The sequence below is a fragment of the Pseudomonas hydrolytica genome (assembly GCF_021495345.1).
Lineage (GTDB): Bacteria > Pseudomonadota > Gammaproteobacteria > Pseudomonadales > Pseudomonadaceae > Aquipseudomonas > Aquipseudomonas hydrolytica.
Window position 1 is genome coordinate 3,101,854 of the sequence record NZ_CP099397.1, and the last position, 16,324, is coordinate 3,118,177.

A 16,324-nucleotide genomic window follows, 5' to 3' on the forward strand; every position below is an offset into this window, starting at 1 on the left:
AGAACCACCTTTAAAACACATATTATAGTAATAAATATTTGTTTTGTCAATGGTGATTCACATGGATGAAGCTCCGTCAAGGAAAAAATCTCAGGGCCGCCCCGCTCTCAGCCCCCTGGAAAAGCAACGCCGCCTCGTAGCCCGCCTTCACGAGAATCTCGGCGAGCTGGAACGCGAAATCGAAGAAGAGTCTGGCCACCTGTTGGCCGATGACGACGTGCAGCGCCACCTTTTGCTCAGCACGTTCCTACAGCGCCTCACGCTCGCTCGTGAAGCCGCCAAATACGAGCAAGAAGGGCTCAAGGATGAAGCGAAGGCCGTACGCCACAAGCTGAACCTCTTCCGCCCTCAGGGCTTCACAGAAGAAGCCTGGAACGCCCTCCCCGATTCCGAGAAGCGCCTGGCCCCCGGAAAGCCGATAATGCCAAAGGAATTGGAGCTAGCACGCATTGAAATCGAGCGCGACGAAGAGCTAGAGAAGCTCCGCGCGATGGAACAGGACGAAGATGAGGAGCCGTCAGACATCGAGACGCTTCGCGCCCAGCATGGCAAAACCCAGGTCGGCAGGCCGGGAAAAGATATCTTGGGCATGCTCGACAAACAGATGTACACAGCGTTTTACAAGCGCCGCGACCTCGACCCTAACCCTACCTCCAAAGCCATGGGCCGACCGCAAAAGTCATACGAAGAGCGTTACGCATACTTCACAAGCATCATCGATCACTGCCGCAACGAGATTGCAGAAGGCGAGTCCAAGCTCAATCTCGTCCACCTTCAGCTTCGCTACCTCAAACGTCTGCGTGACAAGGCCAATCGCATCCGCCTTCAGATTAAAACAGCCCTTGGCCCTACCCTCATAACGCTCAAAAAAGACCTCTCCGTTATCGAAGACCAGATCCAGCTGGAGGCCGGTTTGCTCAATGATTATCAAGACAACTACATCACGATGAGAGACTCTCAGCTACAATCCCGCCGCACCGCCGTAGAAAAGAAAATCAAAGCTTTCGACTCTCTCGAATTCACCGCCGACCATTAAAAAATTGGGGACAAATAATGAGCAAACTCGCAGAATTCAAAGCGCTTGAAGCGCAACTCGCTGAGCAGCTGAAGCAGCTCGATGCGATGAAAAACGACAACGAACTCAAGAAAGAGATCGAGTTCGAGCAAAAGCTGCGCGGTCTGTTGGCCGAGTACGGTTTCTCGCTGCGTGAAGTAAAGCTCATCTTGGACCCACACGCTCGTCCAGAACGCGCCCAGGCTGCTACTGGGCAGCGTAAAGAGCGTGCGGTCAAGATCTACGTTAATCCAAATAACGGTGAGCGGGTTGAGACAAAAGGCGGGAATCACAAAGTGCTGAAGGCCTGGAAAGAAGAGTTTGGGGCTGAAACGGTCGAATCTTGGCTCCAGTGATCCCAGTTCCTTAGCTTCATGAAAAAGCCCCTTTTCAGGGGCTTTTTATTTCAGTCCAGCTCTATTGGCACTTTGCTCAGCTCCTTCGGCTCAAGCTTGTGCAAACCGCCGCCGTAGACCCTCCCCTCCCCCAGCAACACTTCTGGCTTGATCTCATTGAGTTGCCTCCAGACCTTCTCTAGAAGGCTAGGGTCTGCATCGAGCCTCTGCTGCATAGCTGGAGTCGGATACATAGCAAGGTAGGTGTTTGCCATCGTTGCTTTGCTGCGATTTAGAAGGAATCTGAACGGCCTGCCACTCTTACCATCTGACCGTCCCATGTATGTACATACGATTGGTGCTGGTCCGCGCTGCTCTTGGTCATACCAACGCTTACGCCCTTTGCACAGGTAGCCTTGATCAACCCTTTTCTCCTTGCCTTCTAGCAGATATCTATATAGCTCAGGATGCTTGGATTGAATTTCTTCTTCCGGCATTTTCGGGTCCAGCAAGAAAAGTCGCTCAACATTTGTTGGCAGCCCCTCCTCGTCTGCCTTAATCTCATCGTCCTTCACATATCTTGGGCTTGGCAGGATTGGTCGCAGTGCAGTCGCCGGAATATTAAGGCTTGCCACCTGCTGTTCATTCAATACGAAGAACTTATTGTCACCTGTTGCAAGTCCTCGCTTGATAGAGAAAAGGTCACTCAGCCTAACTACACCATCAACCTCCTCCTCACGCACTCCGGCTTTAGGGAAGCGCGTCCACTTCGCTTCCTTGGCCAAATCCTTGCTGCTCACCGACTTGACTATATCTGGTTTCGCGAGAGATCCACCAAAGGTAAATAATACCTCGTGCTCAGACTTCGGAGCCTCGTTCTTGATCCAGACCACAGCAGAGGACACCAATGCATCCGTGAATTGGATGTCTTCTGGACAGAAACGATGAATCTGGAGCAAGGTTACTTTATCAAGCAGGTACTTTTTGACCTCTTTCCCGTAATTCACATCCATAAATTCAGAGGGAATTAGCCATCCAGCAATTGCCCCAGGAGCCATCCAGGCTTGGCACTGAAGCAAGAAGTGGACATAAAGACCCGCCAGTCCTGTCGGCTTGTGTCCAGATGCGGTGAGACTGCTCTGCTGCAACCTTTTCTTCTCATCACCCTTTAGATGATGGTGTCGAACGTAAGGAGGATTGCAGATAATCAAATTGAATGCTGGATCAGGCTCGGCTTGTGTAAAATCGCCGTGAGTGATCTTTAGTCCTTGCTTCACCCACAGTTCTTCAGCCGGACCACCGTAGTGCGGGTCTATTTCAAACGCTGAAGAGCTTTCGATTTCATCTGCCTTGAAGACTCTCTTGAGCGCGGCGAAGAACGCCCCGCTACCAAGAGCTGGATCGAGGAATCGAACCCGCTCGTTGGCCGGAAGAAACTCTTTAGCATGAAACAGAATGTCTCTAGCCAGCAACGACGGGGTTGCAAATTGCCCGAGTCGATTCCTCTCTTCCTGAGTTTTCAAACCATCCAAATGAGCTTGAATTTCAATCCTGCTCGATTCCAGTTCTTCAATCATTAAAGTCCAAACCCCGCCAAGTCATCAATTCTATGTTCCCAGACCCAATCAATTCCTTCATCGGCCTCATATTTAAGATAGCTCGTCCCGAAGTATCCGCAAAGGAACAATATAAATTTAATTTTCGCCCCATACTTTCCACGGAGCTGAATCATTTTTGTGGCCTCTTCTTTCCTTCTCTTGTTCGTATTGGTGAAATCCCCTGCTGACTTAGCCTCTACCAGCAATGGAAATTGTCCAGGCTGAGCATTCCTGGGCATTATTACAGCATCAACCGGGATATTTACTGGATTAGCATCACCAACAACAACGTTCAGCCTAAAACTGAATGTGCCATTTTGCATACTCCTGAAATCAACACGGTCACCGAGCTGAACCTCTGTATAACCTCTCGCTTCAAGCCATTTTTTAATTTCTAAGAGCTGTCTTTTTTCTTGTTCATTGCGAATAATCGGATTAGCCTGAGCGGCACATAAGCGGTCAGCAATGATCGTGGCAGCCCTGTGTACTTCTCTCTCTGTTGGCTCTAGACCGCTTCTCAGCCAGCTAAAAATTTCTGGATCTGCCATTCTCTCGATGATGGCTCCTATTTGACCAAGCTCTTGATCAAGTTGATCCCTATTCATTCGAAGAGGAAGTCTTTGCTCAAGCTCCATGCCCTTCACAAGAGATGGGGTTACACCAGACAGCCCAATAAGACGATCTACCGCTATTGGAGGGCAAGTAGACATGCGCAGAGTGGAAAGGATTCCGGGATAAGCCTTAAAAATAGCAGGAGATATATTTCTCAGATAATTTGTTGCCTTCAGACTATCTTCTACTATCTTTGTTGCTGTGACCCTCGTCTTCAAGAATGTTTGCGGTGAAAAGTCTAGGAACCATTGGTTGTACATATCAACGGAACGCGCAACGTCATCCGCCCAGAGATGAGGGCGGTTAATATTTACTGGCATTTTATTCCCTTAATATTCGTATTCTTATGATTCGGATTGATTTGCTAGCGATATTCTTTTTAGTTTTTGCTCAATCTCAGTAACAGACCTGAGGATATCCACCCCAAGCTCTGCCAGTAGAGCATTTTTTGAGCAGGCAACACCCTTCAGCTCATCAACAAGCTGGGTAGCTATCTCGTGCGCCTTCTGTACGTTTTCCTTGTCTGCGTTAGAGATCACGGAATCCTCTCCTCGACCTGAAATTCGGACCTCAAGGATACCTCAACGCGACGAGAATTTTGGGTGCCCGTCAGGTCCACCCGACCAACAAAAATGAAAAATCCAGCACTGATGTACTGGCTCCTGGCATCCTCGCCTACTACGCGCTACCCAGCTCTCGGCAGCTCCCGCCAGCTACTCGTATACGACGGCGACAGCATCTCCCTTTTCATCTGCCACGCCCTCCCTCCCGGCCAGATCGTCCCTACCCTGACCGCCCCTCTCCCATACCTGGCGTTCAACTGGTCAATCGCCTTCATCAGCCGCTCGCAATTCCGGCGAGGCGGCTCAGCAAACAGATCCGGCGTGTACCCATCTGCGGGACAAAGGTTTGTTAGCAAAACGCCGACTTTCGAGTACGCATAGCCCTTTCTGAAGATGCGCTCTAGAGCCTGATTGGCTGCTTGGGTCATCAAGAGCGTGTCGTTTGTCGGATGCGGCAGGATGCAGCGAGCGCTGCTGAAGTAACGCTCTCTGTCTTCGACGAACCCCGAGGTCTGCAAGCTGATGACCATTTCCTCAGCCAGACTGCCCTGCTCCCGCAGTTTTTCGGCAGCACGAGCGACGTAGCTCGCCAAGGCCTCGCGGATCGGCTCGATGGTTCTCAGCTTGGTGCCAAACATTTTGGAGCTACAGATCTCTTTCTTCAGATCTGGCGCCTGGTGCATTCGCAGCCATTCTTCGCCGAGTAGCTCACGGGCAGTGCGTTCGAGCACGCGGCCAAATGACTTTCTGATCACTGAAAGGTCGGCATGAGCGAGATCCCAAGCCGTCTTGATGCCCATCACTTCGAGACTCTTGCTCAGCCTGCGGCCAACACCCCATACCTCATCGACCGGCGCCACCTTGAGCAGCTTGTCGCGACGAATGGGATCGGTGAGGTCTACCACTCCCCCTGTCTTCTGCCATTTCTTGGCGGCGAAGTTCGCGAGTTTTGCGAGGGTTTTGGTGTGCCCTATACCGACGCCCACCGGCATCGCGCATTCGCTCCAAACGCGCTCTTTGATAGCTTTCCCGATTGTTGCCAGATCACCCAGCATGCCGGTCAGCTCAGCCCAGGCTTCATCGATACTGTATTGCTCAAGGTCTGGCACCTGGCTGTGGATGCAGCGCATGACCTTGTTCGATACGTCGCTGTAAAGCGCGTAGTTGCTCGAAAAAGCCTGGACGCCAAGCTGGCGTAATTCATCTCGAATTTCGAAGTAAGCGGCACCCATAGCGATGCCCAAGGCCTTCGCTTCACGTGTACGGGCGATGACGCAGCCATCGTTATTGGACAGCACCACAATCGGGGTGGTGGCCAGCTCAGGCCTGAAAATCCTTTCGCATGAACAGTAAAAGGAATTGCAGTCGATGAGTGCGTAAACGCGGCGACTCATGGGCGCAGATCTCGAAACAGAAAATCGACGATGCCCCAAAGGATCACCTCGCCCTCGTCGGCCAGGCGCTGGCACTCGCCCTGGCGGTCTATGGTGACAAGAGAGCGCCTTTTCTCAGCGTCAGTGAGGATTGAGCAGAGCTTGAACTCATGATCGATGATGACGATTGCAGCGCGTCCTGGAGCAGCTTGACCGACGCGGTTAACAACAAGGACATCGTGTTTGAAGATGCCGAGGCCAGACAAGGCGTCGCTGTCAGCGATCCATAGCCATATGTGTGGGGCACCCAGGCCGACGAATTCGTCGATGCTCAAGGGGCCTTGCTCATGATCCCCTGCTGGGGACTGGAAACCTGTGATCTTCAGCTTTTCTGGCGAAAGACATAGACGCTCGATGCGGCGTCCTTGGGTCAAAAATGCGGTATTCATCAGCCTGCTCAAAATACTGTATATATAATCAGTATAGTGGGATTTTTCCGATCTCCAAGGGGGTTAGCGATGTGCGGCGGCGTAGAAATTTCCGGGCGGTACACGCGGACGGGTGAGCAGCTTAAGATCTATTTCCCGAACCCGAGGGCTGCCCTAACTGTGCTCACTGGCGATGGCCAGGAAATTGTGTGGGTGCCGTGGGGTCGGCGCAGGCAACAGCCGGGGAAAGGTCCGCAGGGCGGATGGGCGCGGCTATCGTCAGTTGAAGAAGGAAGATGGGAAAAGTACGAGCCGACTCGCGTCCACATTCCTGCTGCGAAATTTATGGAGAAGGATGAAGAGAAGGTCAGCCACTGGTTCGACTTAGAAGACGAACTGGTGATCGATGGTTTGGTGATCGGAGAAAAGGATCAGCAGAGGATCTATGTGATCACTACTACGCCGCCAACTGGCCTAGAATGGGTGCATGATCGGTGGCCGCTGCTCAGCGCTTCTCATACACAGTAGTGTGCTTACCAGTCGCCCGGCTCGAAAGCTCGCTCTCCGTGTAAATACTGCCCCCCATAAGCGTGTAGCTGACGTGATGCCGGATGCCACCAGTTGGGCGAAGCTCTTCAAAGACAGAAACGCTGCGGACTTCTTCTACTGACAATCCGTTCAGGCCTGGAATCGCAAGATGGACAGAGCTGATGTCTGTCGAGTCATACTGAAGCTCTTGCCAGTTCTCGGTCACGAGTACACCGGACGCATTTGAGATCAGCAAGAAAGCAGTGTCGCCGCCAACACGGACAGCCCCCTTGCCGAGCATGAGATCCATGCCGTCGACAGAGACCGGGGATTCGGGCTTGTTGATCATGTCTTTCAGCGCTGTCACGCTCCGTGTTCTTGCAGGCTTATCCATCGCGCATCCCTCCTAGTGATTAAGAACGATACGACCGACTGATCGCATGGCACAAGAAAATGCGTGCAGAAGAACCTTGCAGGACGATGTGCCCTATGTGTGCCCTAAATCGTGCATCCTGAAAAGCACCCGCCCATAAAAAAATCCAGTCACCGTTAAATGACTGGATTTTCTAGGGTTTTTTGGTCGGGACGGAGTGATTCGAACACTCGACCCCTTGCACCCCATGCAAGTGCGCTACCGGGCTGCGCTACGCCCCGACGATGCTTCCGGGTGACCGAAAGCGGGAGGAACTATACATTAAGCTTTTGAAATAAGGCAACTTTTTCTTCACCTTACTTCTTCAGTACGTGCAGCACGTCCTCGAGCTCGACGATCATCTGCTTGATCAGTTGACGATACTGGGTGGTGTCGTCCTTGGCTTCATCACCCGAAAGACGCTGACGCGCCCCGCCGATGGTGAACCCCTGATCGTAAAGCAGCGCTCGAATCTGACGAATCATCAGCACGTCCTGACGCTGGTAGTAGCGGCGGTTGCCCCGCCGCTTGACCGGGTTGAGCTGTGGGAATTCCTGTTCCCAGTAACGTAGAACGTGAGGCTTGACCGCGCAGAGTTCACTGACCTCACCGATGGTGAAGTAGCGTTTGCCGGGAATTGCCGGTAGTTCGTCGTTATGACTTGGTTCCAGCATAGGCCTCGACCCTGGCTTTCAATTTTTGCCCTGGACGAAAGGTGACCACACGGCGAGCCGTGATCGGAATCTCCTCTCCTGTTTTCGGGTTGCGGCCGGGTCGCTGGCGCTTGTCGCGCAAGTCGAAGTTACCGAACCCGGAAAGCTTGACCTGTTCGTTCAGCTCAAGAGCCTGGCGGATCTCTTCAAAAAACAGCTCCACCAGTTCCTTGGCTTCCCTTTTGTTCAGGCCGAGCTCTTCATACAGACGTTCCGCCATTTCAGCTTTCGTCAGAGCCCCCATACGCTACTTCCTTAACGTGGCGTTGAACCTTTGTTCGAGGCAGGTGAGGATGTTTTGCGTAGTAGTACTCACCTCATCGTCATTAAGAGTGCGCGATGGATGTTGCCAGGTCAAGCCGACAGCCAGGCTTTTTCTATGCGGATCAATACCTTTACCGTGATAGACGTCAAATAGCTTGAGGTCTGTCAACCACTCGCCCGCCGTTTCACGAATGGCAGCCAATACGGCCTCGGCCGGCTGCTCGCGATCCACCAGCAGTGCCAGATCGCGACGCACTTCGGGGAAGCGCGACAGCTCGCTGAACACCGGCATACGACCAGCAGCAACTTCGGCCAGCACCAGCTCGAAGACGAACACTGGCTGATCCAGACCCAGAGTCTTGCTCAGCTCCGGATGCAGTGCGCCCATGAAGCCGACCAGGCGCCCCTCCCGCTCGATACGGGCGGTCTGGCCCGGATGCAGAGCAGGATGCTCGCCCGGCACGAAGCTGAACGCATCGGCCGCGCCGGCATAACCCAGCAGAGCTTCGACATCGGCTTTCAGGTCATAGAAGTCAACGCTCTCGCGGCTGTTGGCCCAGCCTTCCGGCAGACGACTGCCACTGATCACGCCGGCCAACATGGCCTCCTGCTGCAGGCTTTCTAGCTGACCGACGAAGCGCAGACCACTTTCGAACAGGCGCACGCGCGACTGCTGACGGTTGAGGTTGTGCTGCAGCGCCTTGACCAGGCCCGGCCACAGCGACGAACGCATGGCCGCCATGTCGGCGGAAATCGGGTTGGCCAATTGCAGCGGCGCCACGCCCGGACTGAACAGCTCGAACAGCTTGGGATCGATGAAGCTGTAGGTGATTGCTTCCTGGTAACCGCGCGCCACCAGCAGGCGACGCAGGGCCGGCAGTTCGGCACGTGCCTCGGCCTTGGCCTGCGGTGCCAGACGCGCCTGCGGATAGCGTACCGGCAAGCGGTTGTAACCGTACAGGCGACCCAGCTCTTCGATCAGGTCAACTTCCAGGCTGATATCGAAGCGGTGGCTCGGCACGCTGACCTGCCACTGGCCGGCGCCCTGGGCGATCACGCCCAGACCCAGCGCGCTGAGCAGACGCTCGACCTCGGCACCGTCCATGTCCATGCTCAGCATCTGACTGATGCGCTCGGCGCGCAGGGTGATCGGCGCCACGTTCGGCAGATCGGCCTCGCTGCTGACCTCAATGATCGGCCCAGCTTCGCCGCCAACGATTTCCAACAGCAGCGCGGTGGCACGCTCCATGGCGCTGCGCGCCAGCTGCGAATCGACGCCACGCTCGAAACGGTGCGACGAGTCGGTGTGCAGGCCATAGGAGCGCGCCTTACCAGCCACGGCAATGTTGTCGAAGAAGGCGCTTTCCAGGAACAGATCGCGGGTCTTGTCACTGACGCCGCTGTGCTCGCCGCCCATCACGCCGGCAATCGCCAGGGCGCGGCTGTGATCGGCGATCACCAGGGTGTCGGCACGCAGGCTGACTTCCTGGCCGTCGAGCAGCACCAGCTTCTCGCCCTCTTCGGCCATGCGCACGCGGACGCCGCCGTTGATCTCGGCGAGATCGAAGGCGTGCATGGGCTGGCCCAACTCGAGCATCACGTAGTTGGTGACGTCAACGGCCGCGTCGATGCTGCGAATGTCGGAACGGCGCAGGCGCTCGACCATCCACAACGGAGTCGGCCTGGACAGGTCGACGTTGCGGATGACGCGGCCCAGGTAGCGCGGGCAGGCCTTGGGCGCCAGCACTTCCACCGGGCGCACTTCATCATGGATCGCTGCGACCGGAGCAACCGATACCGCCGATACTGGAGCACCGTAGATGGCACCGACTTCACGAGCCAGACCCGCCAGCGACAGACAGTCGCCGCGGTTGGGAGTCAGACCGATCTCGATGCTGGCATCGTCCAGGCCCAGGTAGGCGCGGATGTCCTGACCGACCGGGGCGTCCGCCGCCAGCTCCATCAGGCCGCTGTTGTCGTCGCTGATCTGCAGTTCGGAGGCCGAGCACAGCATGCCCTGGGACTCCACACCGCGCAGCTTGGCCTTCTTGATCTTGAAGTCGCCCGGCAGCTCGGCGCCGATCATGGCGAAGGGGATCTTGATGCCGGTACGTGCATTCGGCGCGCCGCAGACGACCTGGAAGCTCTCGCTACCATTGCTCACCTGACACACGCGCAGCTTGTCGGCATCCGGGTGCTGCTCGGCGCTGAGGATCTCGCCGACCACCACGCCGCTGAAAGCGCCAGCCACCGGAATCACGGCGTCCACTTCCAGGCCGACCATCGACAGGCGGGCCACCAGCTCATCGCGCGAGACGTCCGGGTTCACCCAGCTGCGCAGCCACTGTTCACTGAATTTCATGTTGTCTGTTCTCCTTAAACGAATTCGATCACGAGGGGCAGCTGCTAGCGAAATTGCGCCAGGAACCGCAGGTCGTTATCGAAGAACAGGCGCAAGTCATTGACGCCATATCGCAGCATGGCCAGGCGCTCGACGCCCATGCCGAAGGCGAAACCGGAGTATTTCTCCGGATCGATGCCGCTCATGCGCAGCACGTTCGGATGCACCATGCCGCAGCCCATCACTTCCAGCCAGCCGGTCTGCTTGCAGACGCGGCAGCCCTTGCCCGAGCACATCACGCACTGCATGTCGACCTCGGCCGACGGCTCGGTGAACGGGAAGAAGGAAGGACGGAAACGCACGCCCAGCGGCTTCTCGAAGAACACGCGAAGGAATTCCTCGATGGTGCCCTTGAGGTCGGCGAAGCTGATGCCCTCGTCGACCAACAGGCCTTCGACCTGGTGGAACATCGGCGAGTGGGTGATATCGGAATCGCAGCGATAGACGCGGCCGGGGCAGACGATGCGGATCGGCGGCTGCTGCGATTCCATGGTGCGCACCTGTACCGGCGAGGTGTGGGTGCGCAGCAGCATGTTCGCATTGAAATAGAAGGTATCGTGCATCGCCCGCGCCGGGTGGTGACCGGGGATGTTGAGCGCTTCGAAGTTGTGGTAGTCGTCTTCGACTTCCGGGCCCTCGGCGACGCTGTAACCGATATGGGTGAAGAACTGCTCGACACGCTCGAGCGTGCGGGTCACCGGGTGCAGACCACCGGAGGTCTGACCGCGGCCTGGCAGGGTCACGTCGATACGCTCGGATGCCAGCTTCTCGGCGAGCAGAGCCTGCTCAAGCACGGACTTGCGGGCGTTGAGGGCATCTTGCACCTGGTTCTTGGCAGTGTTGATCAGAGCACCGGCCTGCGGACGCTCTTCGGCCGACAGCTTGCCCAGAGTCTGCATCAGGGCGGTCAGCTCGCCTTTCTTGCCAAGGTATTGAACCCGGAGCTGTTCCAGGGCGTTGACATCTTCACTTTGTTGCACGGCCTCGAGCGCTTGGGAGACCAATGCATCCAGATTTTCCATTTACAGACTCCAGATACGAAATAGGGGAAGAGCTGTTAAGGCTCTTCCCCTATCTTTGACGTTGCCACCGGGCGAACCCGGTGATTGTCGGGGGACTTAAGCCAGAACGGCCTTAGCTTTCTCGACAATCGCAGCAAACGCCGCTTTTTCGTTCACTGCCAGATCGGCCAGAACCTTGCGGTCGATTTCGATCGACGCTTTCTTCAGGCCAGCGATCAGACGGCTGTAGGACAGACCGTTGACGCGAGCACCAGCGTTGATACGAGCGATCCACAGTGCGCGGAACTGACGCTTGCGCTGACGGCGGTCACGGTAGGCGTATTGGCCAGCCTTGATTACCGCTTGCTTGGCAACGCGGAACACGCGCGAACGTGCACCGTAGTAGCCCTTGGCGAGCTTCAGGATTTTTTTGTGACGAGCACGAGCGATAACGCCACGCTTAACACGAGCCATGAGTAATTACCTCTAGATATCTTGACCGATTAACGAACGCGCAGCATGCGCTCGACTTTTGCGACGTCCGACGGACCGATCAGCGAGCTGCCACGCAGCTGGCGCTTACGCTTGGTGGACATCTTGGTCAGGATGTGGCTCTTGAAAGCGTGCTTGTGCTTGTAACCCGAAGCAGTCTTCAGGAAGCGCTTTGCAGCGCCGCTCTTGGTTTTCATTTTTGGCATGTTTAGTACTCCGCATTCATTAACAACTGATAACCATCAGGCCTGCCAGTGCCCGGGAGGTTATTTACGCTTCTTGGGAGCGATGACCATCATCAGCTGGCGTCCTTCCAGCTTAGGATGCTGTTCTACGGTGCCGAGTTCGGCGAGGTCGGCTTCGACCCGCTTAAGCAGCTCCATACCCAGCTCCTGGTGGGCCATCTCACGGCCGCGGAATCGAAGCGATACCTTGGCCTTGTCCCCATCTTCAAGGAAACGTACCAGGTTGCGTAGTTTTACCTGGTAATCCCCTTCTTCCGTCCCTGGACGAAACTTGATCTCTTTGATCTGCTGCTGGTGCTGGTTCTTCTTGGCAATAGCAGCCTGCTTTTTCTTCTCGAACAGGTGCTTGCCGTAGTCCATGATGCGGCAAACCGGTGGCACCGCGTCTGCGGAAATCTCCACCAGATCCAGCTTGGCTTCCTCGGCAGCGTTCAACGCTTCATCGATGGAAACCACACCAATCTGCTGGCCGTCCGCGCCAATCAGACGAACCTCACGTGCAGTGATGTTCTCGTTGATCGGCGCCTTGGGGGCGGCCCGCTTGTCCTGTCTCATATCACGCTTAATAGTTCTTACTCCAAATCTTGGCGACCACGCCGGGAAACCGCTTGCTGCAACTGCGCGGCGAACTGCTCGAGAGGCATTGACCCTAGGTCTACGCCTTCGCGGGTGCGCACAGCAACGGATCGTGTCTCGACTTCCCGATCTCCAATAACCAAGAGATAGGGAACCTTGAGCAAGGTATGCTCGCGGATTTTAAAGCCGATCTTTTCGTTTCTCAAGTCAACCTTGGCACGAAAACCGCTTTGATTGAGAGTTTTCTCCGCTTCGCGGGCAAAATCGGCCTGCTTGTCGGTGATATTCATGATCACCGCCTGGGTCGGCGCGAGCCAGGCCGGGAAGGAACCGGCGTAGTGCTCGATCAGCATGCCGATGAAACGCTCGAACGAACCGAGAATCGCGCGGTGCAGCATGACCGGGCGCTTGCGGTTGTTGTCTTCGGCGATATAGCTGGCGTCCAGACGCTCCGGCAGGTTCGGATCGTACTGCAGCGTACCGCACTGCCAGTTGCGACCCAGGCAGTCACGCAGGGTGAATTCGATCTTCGGACCGTAGAAGGCGCCCTCGCCCGGCTGATATTCCCAGGCCAGACCGGACTCGTTCAGCGCATCGGCCAACGCACCCTCGGCGCGATCCCACAGCTCTTCGGAACCCACGCGCTTGGCCGGACGAGTCGAAAGCTTCATGGCGATATCAGTGAAACCGAAGTCGGCATAGACCTGCAGAGTCAGCTTGATGAAATCGGCCGCCTCCTTCTTCACCTGATCTTCGGTGCAGAAGATGTGCGCATCGTCCTGGACGAAGCCGCGCACGCGCATGATGCCGTGCAGCGCACCGGACGGCTCGTTGCGGTGGCACGCACCGAACTCGGCCAGACGCAGCGGCAGGTCGCGGTAGGACTTCAGACCCTGGTTGAAGATCTGCACGTGGCACGGGCAGTTCATCGGCTTGACCGCGTAATCGCGATTCTCCGAGGCCGTGGTGAACATGTTCTCGGCATAGTTGGACCAGTGGCCGGAACGCTCCCAGAGAATGCGATCGACCACCTGCGGCGTGCGCACTTCCACGTAGCCATTCTCACGCTGCACCTGGCGCATGTATTGCTCCAGCACCTGGTAGACGGTCCAGCCATTGGGATGCCAGAACACCATGCCCGGCGCTTCTTCCTGCAGATGGAACAGGTCGAGCTGCTTGCCGATGCGACGGTGATCGCGCTTCTCGGCCTCTTCGATGCGCTGGATATAGGCAGCCAGCTGCTTCTTGTCCGCCCAGGCAGTACCATAGATGCGCTGCAGCTGCTCGTTCTTCGAGTCGCCGCGCCAGTAGGCCCCGGAAATGCGGGTCAGCTTGAAGGCCTTGAGGAAGCGGGTATTGGGCACGTGCGGGCCGCGGCACATGTCGACGTACTCTTCATGAAAGTACAGGCCCATGGCCTTTTCGTCCGGCATGTCGTCGATCAGACGCAGCTTGTACTCCTCGCCACGCGACTTGAACAGCTCGATGACCTCGGCACGCGGCGTCATCTTCTTGATGACGTCGTAGTCCTTGTCGATCAGCTCGGCCATGCGCTTCTCGATGGCCGCCATGTCATCCGGCGTGAAGGGACGATCGATGGCGATGTCGTAATAGAAGCCTTCATCGATGACCGGGCCGATCACCATCTTGGCGTTCGGGTACAGCTGCTTGACCGCATGCCCAACCAGGTGAGCACAGGAGTGGCGGATGATTTCCAGCCCCTCTTCGTCCTTCGGCGTGATGATCTGCAAGGTGGCGTCGGTATCGATAACGTCGCAGGCATCGACCTGCTTGCCGTTTACCTTGCCGGCCAGGGTGGCCTTGGCCAGACCTGCACCAATGGATTGAGCGACCTCCAGTACGGATACCGGATGATCGAACGAACGCTGACTGCCGTCGGGAAGAGTAATGGTGGGCATGGCGCCTCCTCTCCTAGTGGTGACCCCTACCAAAGGTCACGTGGGTTGGGATGAGCCAGGAAGCGATTCAGCGGTATACCCACCTAACGATGGCAGGAGCCCGAAGGCCAACCAGACCGAACCAGAGTCACTGGAAGTAAAGAGTGCGGATGCTTTCAGAAAGCCTGAACCCTGACAAGCAGCCGCAACAACAAACAGGGCGTAAGCCATCGCAAATTCGGAAAACAAAAAAGGGGTCGCTTGGCGACCCCTTTCTTATCGATTTGGTAGGCACAATTGGACTCGAACCAACGACCCCCACCATGTCAAGGTGGTGCTCTAACCAACTGAGCTATGTGCCTTCGATGGGTGCGCATTCTACGCAGATCTTTTTGGCCGTCAACAGGTTTTTTCGCTAACTCACTGAAATAGGCCAATTTTTTATTCAAAGCAGGAACGTTGAATATTTTGCACGGGCACTAGCCGGCCATTTTCAACTCAGGTAGCATCGCCTTATTCGTAAAAAATAAAGAACAGAGGTTCAAAATGGCGCACACGGCATATCCACAATCCTACTACGCCGCTTCAGCCAACCCAGCCCCGCAACGCCCTGCCCTGCAGGGCGAGGTGGAAACCGATGTGTGCATCGTCGGTGCCGGCTATACCGGGCTGTCGACTGCATTGTTCCTACTGGAAAACGGTTTCAAGGTCAGCATCGTCGAAGCCGCCAAGGTCGGCTTCGGCGCCTCGGGCCGCAACGGCGGGCAGATCGTCAACAGCTACAGCCGCGACATCGACGTGATCGAGCGCAGCGTCGGCCCCAAGCAGGCGCAACTGCTCGGGCAGATGGCCTTCGAGGGCGGGCGCATCATCCGCGAGCGTATCGCCAAGTACGACATCCAGTGCGACCTGAAGGACGGCGGCGTGTTCGCCGCGCTCACCGGCAAGCAGATGGGCCACCTGGAAGCGCAAAAGAAGCTATGGGAGCGCTACGGCCATACCCAGCTGGAGCTGCTGGACAGCAAGCGCATCCGTGAGGTCGTGGCCACCGACAACTACGTCGGCGGCATGCTGGACATGAGCGGCGGCCACATCCATCCGCTGAACCTGGCGCTGGGCGAGGCGGCAGCGGTGGAGTCGCTCGGCGGCGTGATCTACGAACAATCCCCCGCCATCCGCATCGAGCGCGGTGCGAATCCCGTGGTGCACACGCCCGAAGGGCGCATCAAGGCCAAGTTCGTGGTGGTCGCCGGCAACGCCTATCTGGGCAACCTGATGCCCGAGCTGTCGGCCAAGTCGATGCCGTGCGGCACTCAGGTGATCACCACCGAGCCGCTGTCCGATGAGCTGGCCGCCAGCCTGCTGCCGCAGGACTACTGCGTCGAGGACTGCAACTACCTGCTCGACTACTATCGCCTGTCCGGCGACAAGCGCCTGATCTTCGGCGGCGGCGTGGTCTACGGCGCGCGCGACCCGGCCAATATCGAGGCGATCATCCGTCCGAAGATGCTCAAGACCTTCCCGCAGCTCAAGGATGTGAAGATCGACTTCGCCTGGACCGGCAACTTCCTGCTCACACTGTCGCGCCTGCCGCAGGTCGGCCGTATCGGCGACAACATCTACTACTCGCAGGGTTGCAGCGGTCACGGCGTCACCTACACACACCTGGCCGGCAAGGTGCTGGCCGAGGCGCTGCGCGGTCAGGCCGAGCGTTTCGACGCCTTCGCCGGGCTGCCGCACTACCCATTCCCCGGCGGGCGGATGTTCCAGGTGCCGTTCAGCGCCATCGGCGCCTGGTACTACACGCTGCGCGACAAGCTGGGCGTTTGAG

Annotated in this window: 18 protein-coding genes and 2 tRNA genes; 4 read left to right on the forward strand and 16 right to left on the reverse strand. The window is 56.7% G+C overall.

The genetic code is table 11. The features are described 5' to 3' along the window. The first annotated feature begins 61 nt into the window (after positions 1-61). Together L1F06_RS14385 and L1F06_RS14390 are read left to right on the forward strand one after the other, a co-directional pair. Entirely contained in the window at positions 62-1,036 is a 975-nt protein-coding gene (locus tag L1F06_RS14385) for a hypothetical protein (RefSeq protein ID WP_129482248.1), read from the forward strand. A 17-nt stretch (positions 1,037-1,053) separates the two neighbouring features. After that, entirely contained in the window at positions 1,054-1,410 is a 357-nt protein-coding gene (locus tag L1F06_RS14390; protein WP_129482247.1) for a histone-like nucleoid-structuring protein, MvaT/MvaU family, read from the forward strand. A gap of 50 nt (positions 1,411-1,460) precedes the next feature. Here L1F06_RS14390 and L1F06_RS14395 read toward each other — a convergent pair whose 3' ends face one another. The 5 genes from L1F06_RS14395 to L1F06_RS14415 form a co-directional block, all read right to left on the reverse strand. Beyond that, positions 1,461-2,966, reverse strand: coding sequence for an Eco57I restriction-modification methylase domain-containing protein (locus L1F06_RS14395; RefSeq protein ID WP_129482246.1), 1,506 nt, complete (start codon positions 2,964-2,966; stop codon positions 1,461-1,463). Next, the gene (locus L1F06_RS14400; RefSeq protein ID WP_252576652.1) at positions 2,966-3,859 is read right to left on the reverse strand and encodes a XamI family restriction endonuclease; all 894 of its coding nucleotides are present in this window, start codon (positions 3,857-3,859) and stop codon (positions 2,966-2,968) included. The genes L1F06_RS14395 and L1F06_RS14400 overlap by 1 nt, the downstream gene beginning before the upstream one ends. Before the next feature lie 84 nt (positions 3,860-3,943). Continuing rightward, positions 3,944-4,138, reverse strand: a complete 195-nt coding sequence (locus L1F06_RS14405) for a hypothetical protein (RefSeq protein ID WP_129482244.1) — start codon at positions 4,136-4,138, stop codon at positions 3,944-3,946. Between the two features lie 146 nt (positions 4,139-4,284). Next, a complete protein-coding gene (locus tag L1F06_RS14410; RefSeq protein WP_129482243.1) occupies positions 4,285-5,556 on the reverse strand; it encodes a Y-family DNA polymerase in 1,272 nt (423 codons plus the stop codon). Then, positions 5,553-5,984, reverse strand: coding sequence for a LexA family transcriptional regulator (locus tag L1F06_RS14415; RefSeq protein WP_129482242.1), 432 nt, complete (start codon positions 5,982-5,984; stop codon positions 5,553-5,555). Before L1F06_RS14415 ends, L1F06_RS14410 begins: the two co-directional genes overlap by 4 nt. Positions 5,985-6,053: 69 nt before the next feature. Here L1F06_RS14415 and L1F06_RS14420 point away from each other — a divergent pair, with 69 nt between their 5' ends. Next, positions 6,054-6,491, forward strand: a complete 438-nt coding sequence (locus L1F06_RS14420) for an NUDIX hydrolase (protein WP_129482241.1) — start codon at positions 6,054-6,056, stop codon at positions 6,489-6,491. Here L1F06_RS14420 and L1F06_RS14425 read toward each other — a convergent pair. The 11 genes from L1F06_RS14425 to L1F06_RS14475 all read right to left on the reverse strand — a co-directional run bounded on the left by L1F06_RS14425 (position 6,469) and on the right by L1F06_RS14475 (position 14,855). Then, entirely contained in the window at positions 6,469-6,885 is a 417-nt protein-coding gene (locus tag L1F06_RS14425) for a hypothetical protein (RefSeq protein WP_177491086.1), read from the reverse strand. The two genes, L1F06_RS14420 and L1F06_RS14425, sit on opposite strands and share 23 nt — an antisense overlap. A 183-nt stretch (positions 6,886-7,068) precedes the next feature. Further along, a tRNA-Pro gene (locus tag L1F06_RS14430) sits at positions 7,069-7,145 on the reverse strand. Positions 7,146-7,220: 75 nt separating this feature from the next. Next, on the reverse strand, positions 7,221-7,577 hold the full coding sequence (locus tag L1F06_RS14435; RefSeq protein WP_003243416.1) for a MerR family transcriptional regulator: 357 nt from the start codon (positions 7,575-7,577) through the stop codon (positions 7,221-7,223). Continuing rightward, positions 7,558-7,860: an integration host factor subunit alpha gene (gene ihfA / locus L1F06_RS14440; RefSeq protein ID WP_003243414.1), complete on the reverse strand. Its 303-nt coding sequence runs from the start codon at positions 7,858-7,860 to the stop codon at positions 7,558-7,560. The genes L1F06_RS14435 and ihfA overlap by 20 nt, the downstream gene beginning before the upstream one ends. A gap of 3 nt (positions 7,861-7,863) precedes the next feature. Continuing rightward, positions 7,864-10,242 carry a phenylalanine--tRNA ligase subunit beta gene (gene pheT, locus L1F06_RS14445; RefSeq protein WP_129482240.1) on the reverse strand — a complete coding sequence of 793 codons (2,379 nt, stop codon included), beginning with the start codon at positions 10,240-10,242 and terminating at the stop codon, positions 7,864-7,866. Positions 10,243-10,286: 44 nt separating this feature from the next. Beyond that, positions 10,287-11,303, reverse strand: a complete 1,017-nt coding sequence (gene pheS, locus L1F06_RS14450) for a phenylalanine--tRNA ligase subunit alpha (protein WP_003243410.1) — start codon at positions 11,301-11,303, stop codon at positions 10,287-10,289. A 96-nt stretch (positions 11,304-11,399) separates the two neighbouring features. Continuing rightward, positions 11,400-11,756 (reverse strand): 50S ribosomal protein L20, encoded by a 357-nt coding sequence (gene rplT / locus L1F06_RS14455; RefSeq protein ID WP_003243409.1) that lies wholly within the window; start codon positions 11,754-11,756, stop codon positions 11,400-11,402. A 29-nt stretch (positions 11,757-11,785) separates the two neighbouring features. After that, positions 11,786-11,980: a 50S ribosomal protein L35 gene (gene rpmI / locus L1F06_RS14460; RefSeq protein WP_003243407.1), complete on the reverse strand. Its 195-nt coding sequence runs from the start codon at positions 11,978-11,980 to the stop codon at positions 11,786-11,788. A 60-nt stretch (positions 11,981-12,040) separates the two neighbouring features. After that, on the reverse strand, positions 12,041-12,574 hold the full coding sequence (gene infC, locus L1F06_RS14465) for a translation initiation factor IF-3 (RefSeq protein WP_003243406.1): 534 nt from the start codon (positions 12,572-12,574) through the stop codon (positions 12,041-12,043). 17 nt (positions 12,575-12,591) lie between these two features. Next, positions 12,592-14,514, reverse strand: a complete 1,923-nt coding sequence (gene thrS, locus L1F06_RS14470; protein WP_129482239.1) for a threonine--tRNA ligase — start codon at positions 14,512-14,514, stop codon at positions 12,592-12,594. A gap of 264 nt (positions 14,515-14,778) precedes the next feature. Beyond that, positions 14,779-14,855: transfer RNA gene (locus tag L1F06_RS14475), tRNA-Val, on the reverse strand. Between the two features lie 184 nt (positions 14,856-15,039). Between L1F06_RS14475 and L1F06_RS14480 the strand changes: the two genes are divergently transcribed. After that, entirely contained in the window at positions 15,040-16,323 is a 1,284-nt protein-coding gene (locus tag L1F06_RS14480; protein WP_129482238.1) for an NAD(P)/FAD-dependent oxidoreductase, read from the forward strand. The last annotated feature ends 1 nt before the right edge of the window (position 16,324 follow it).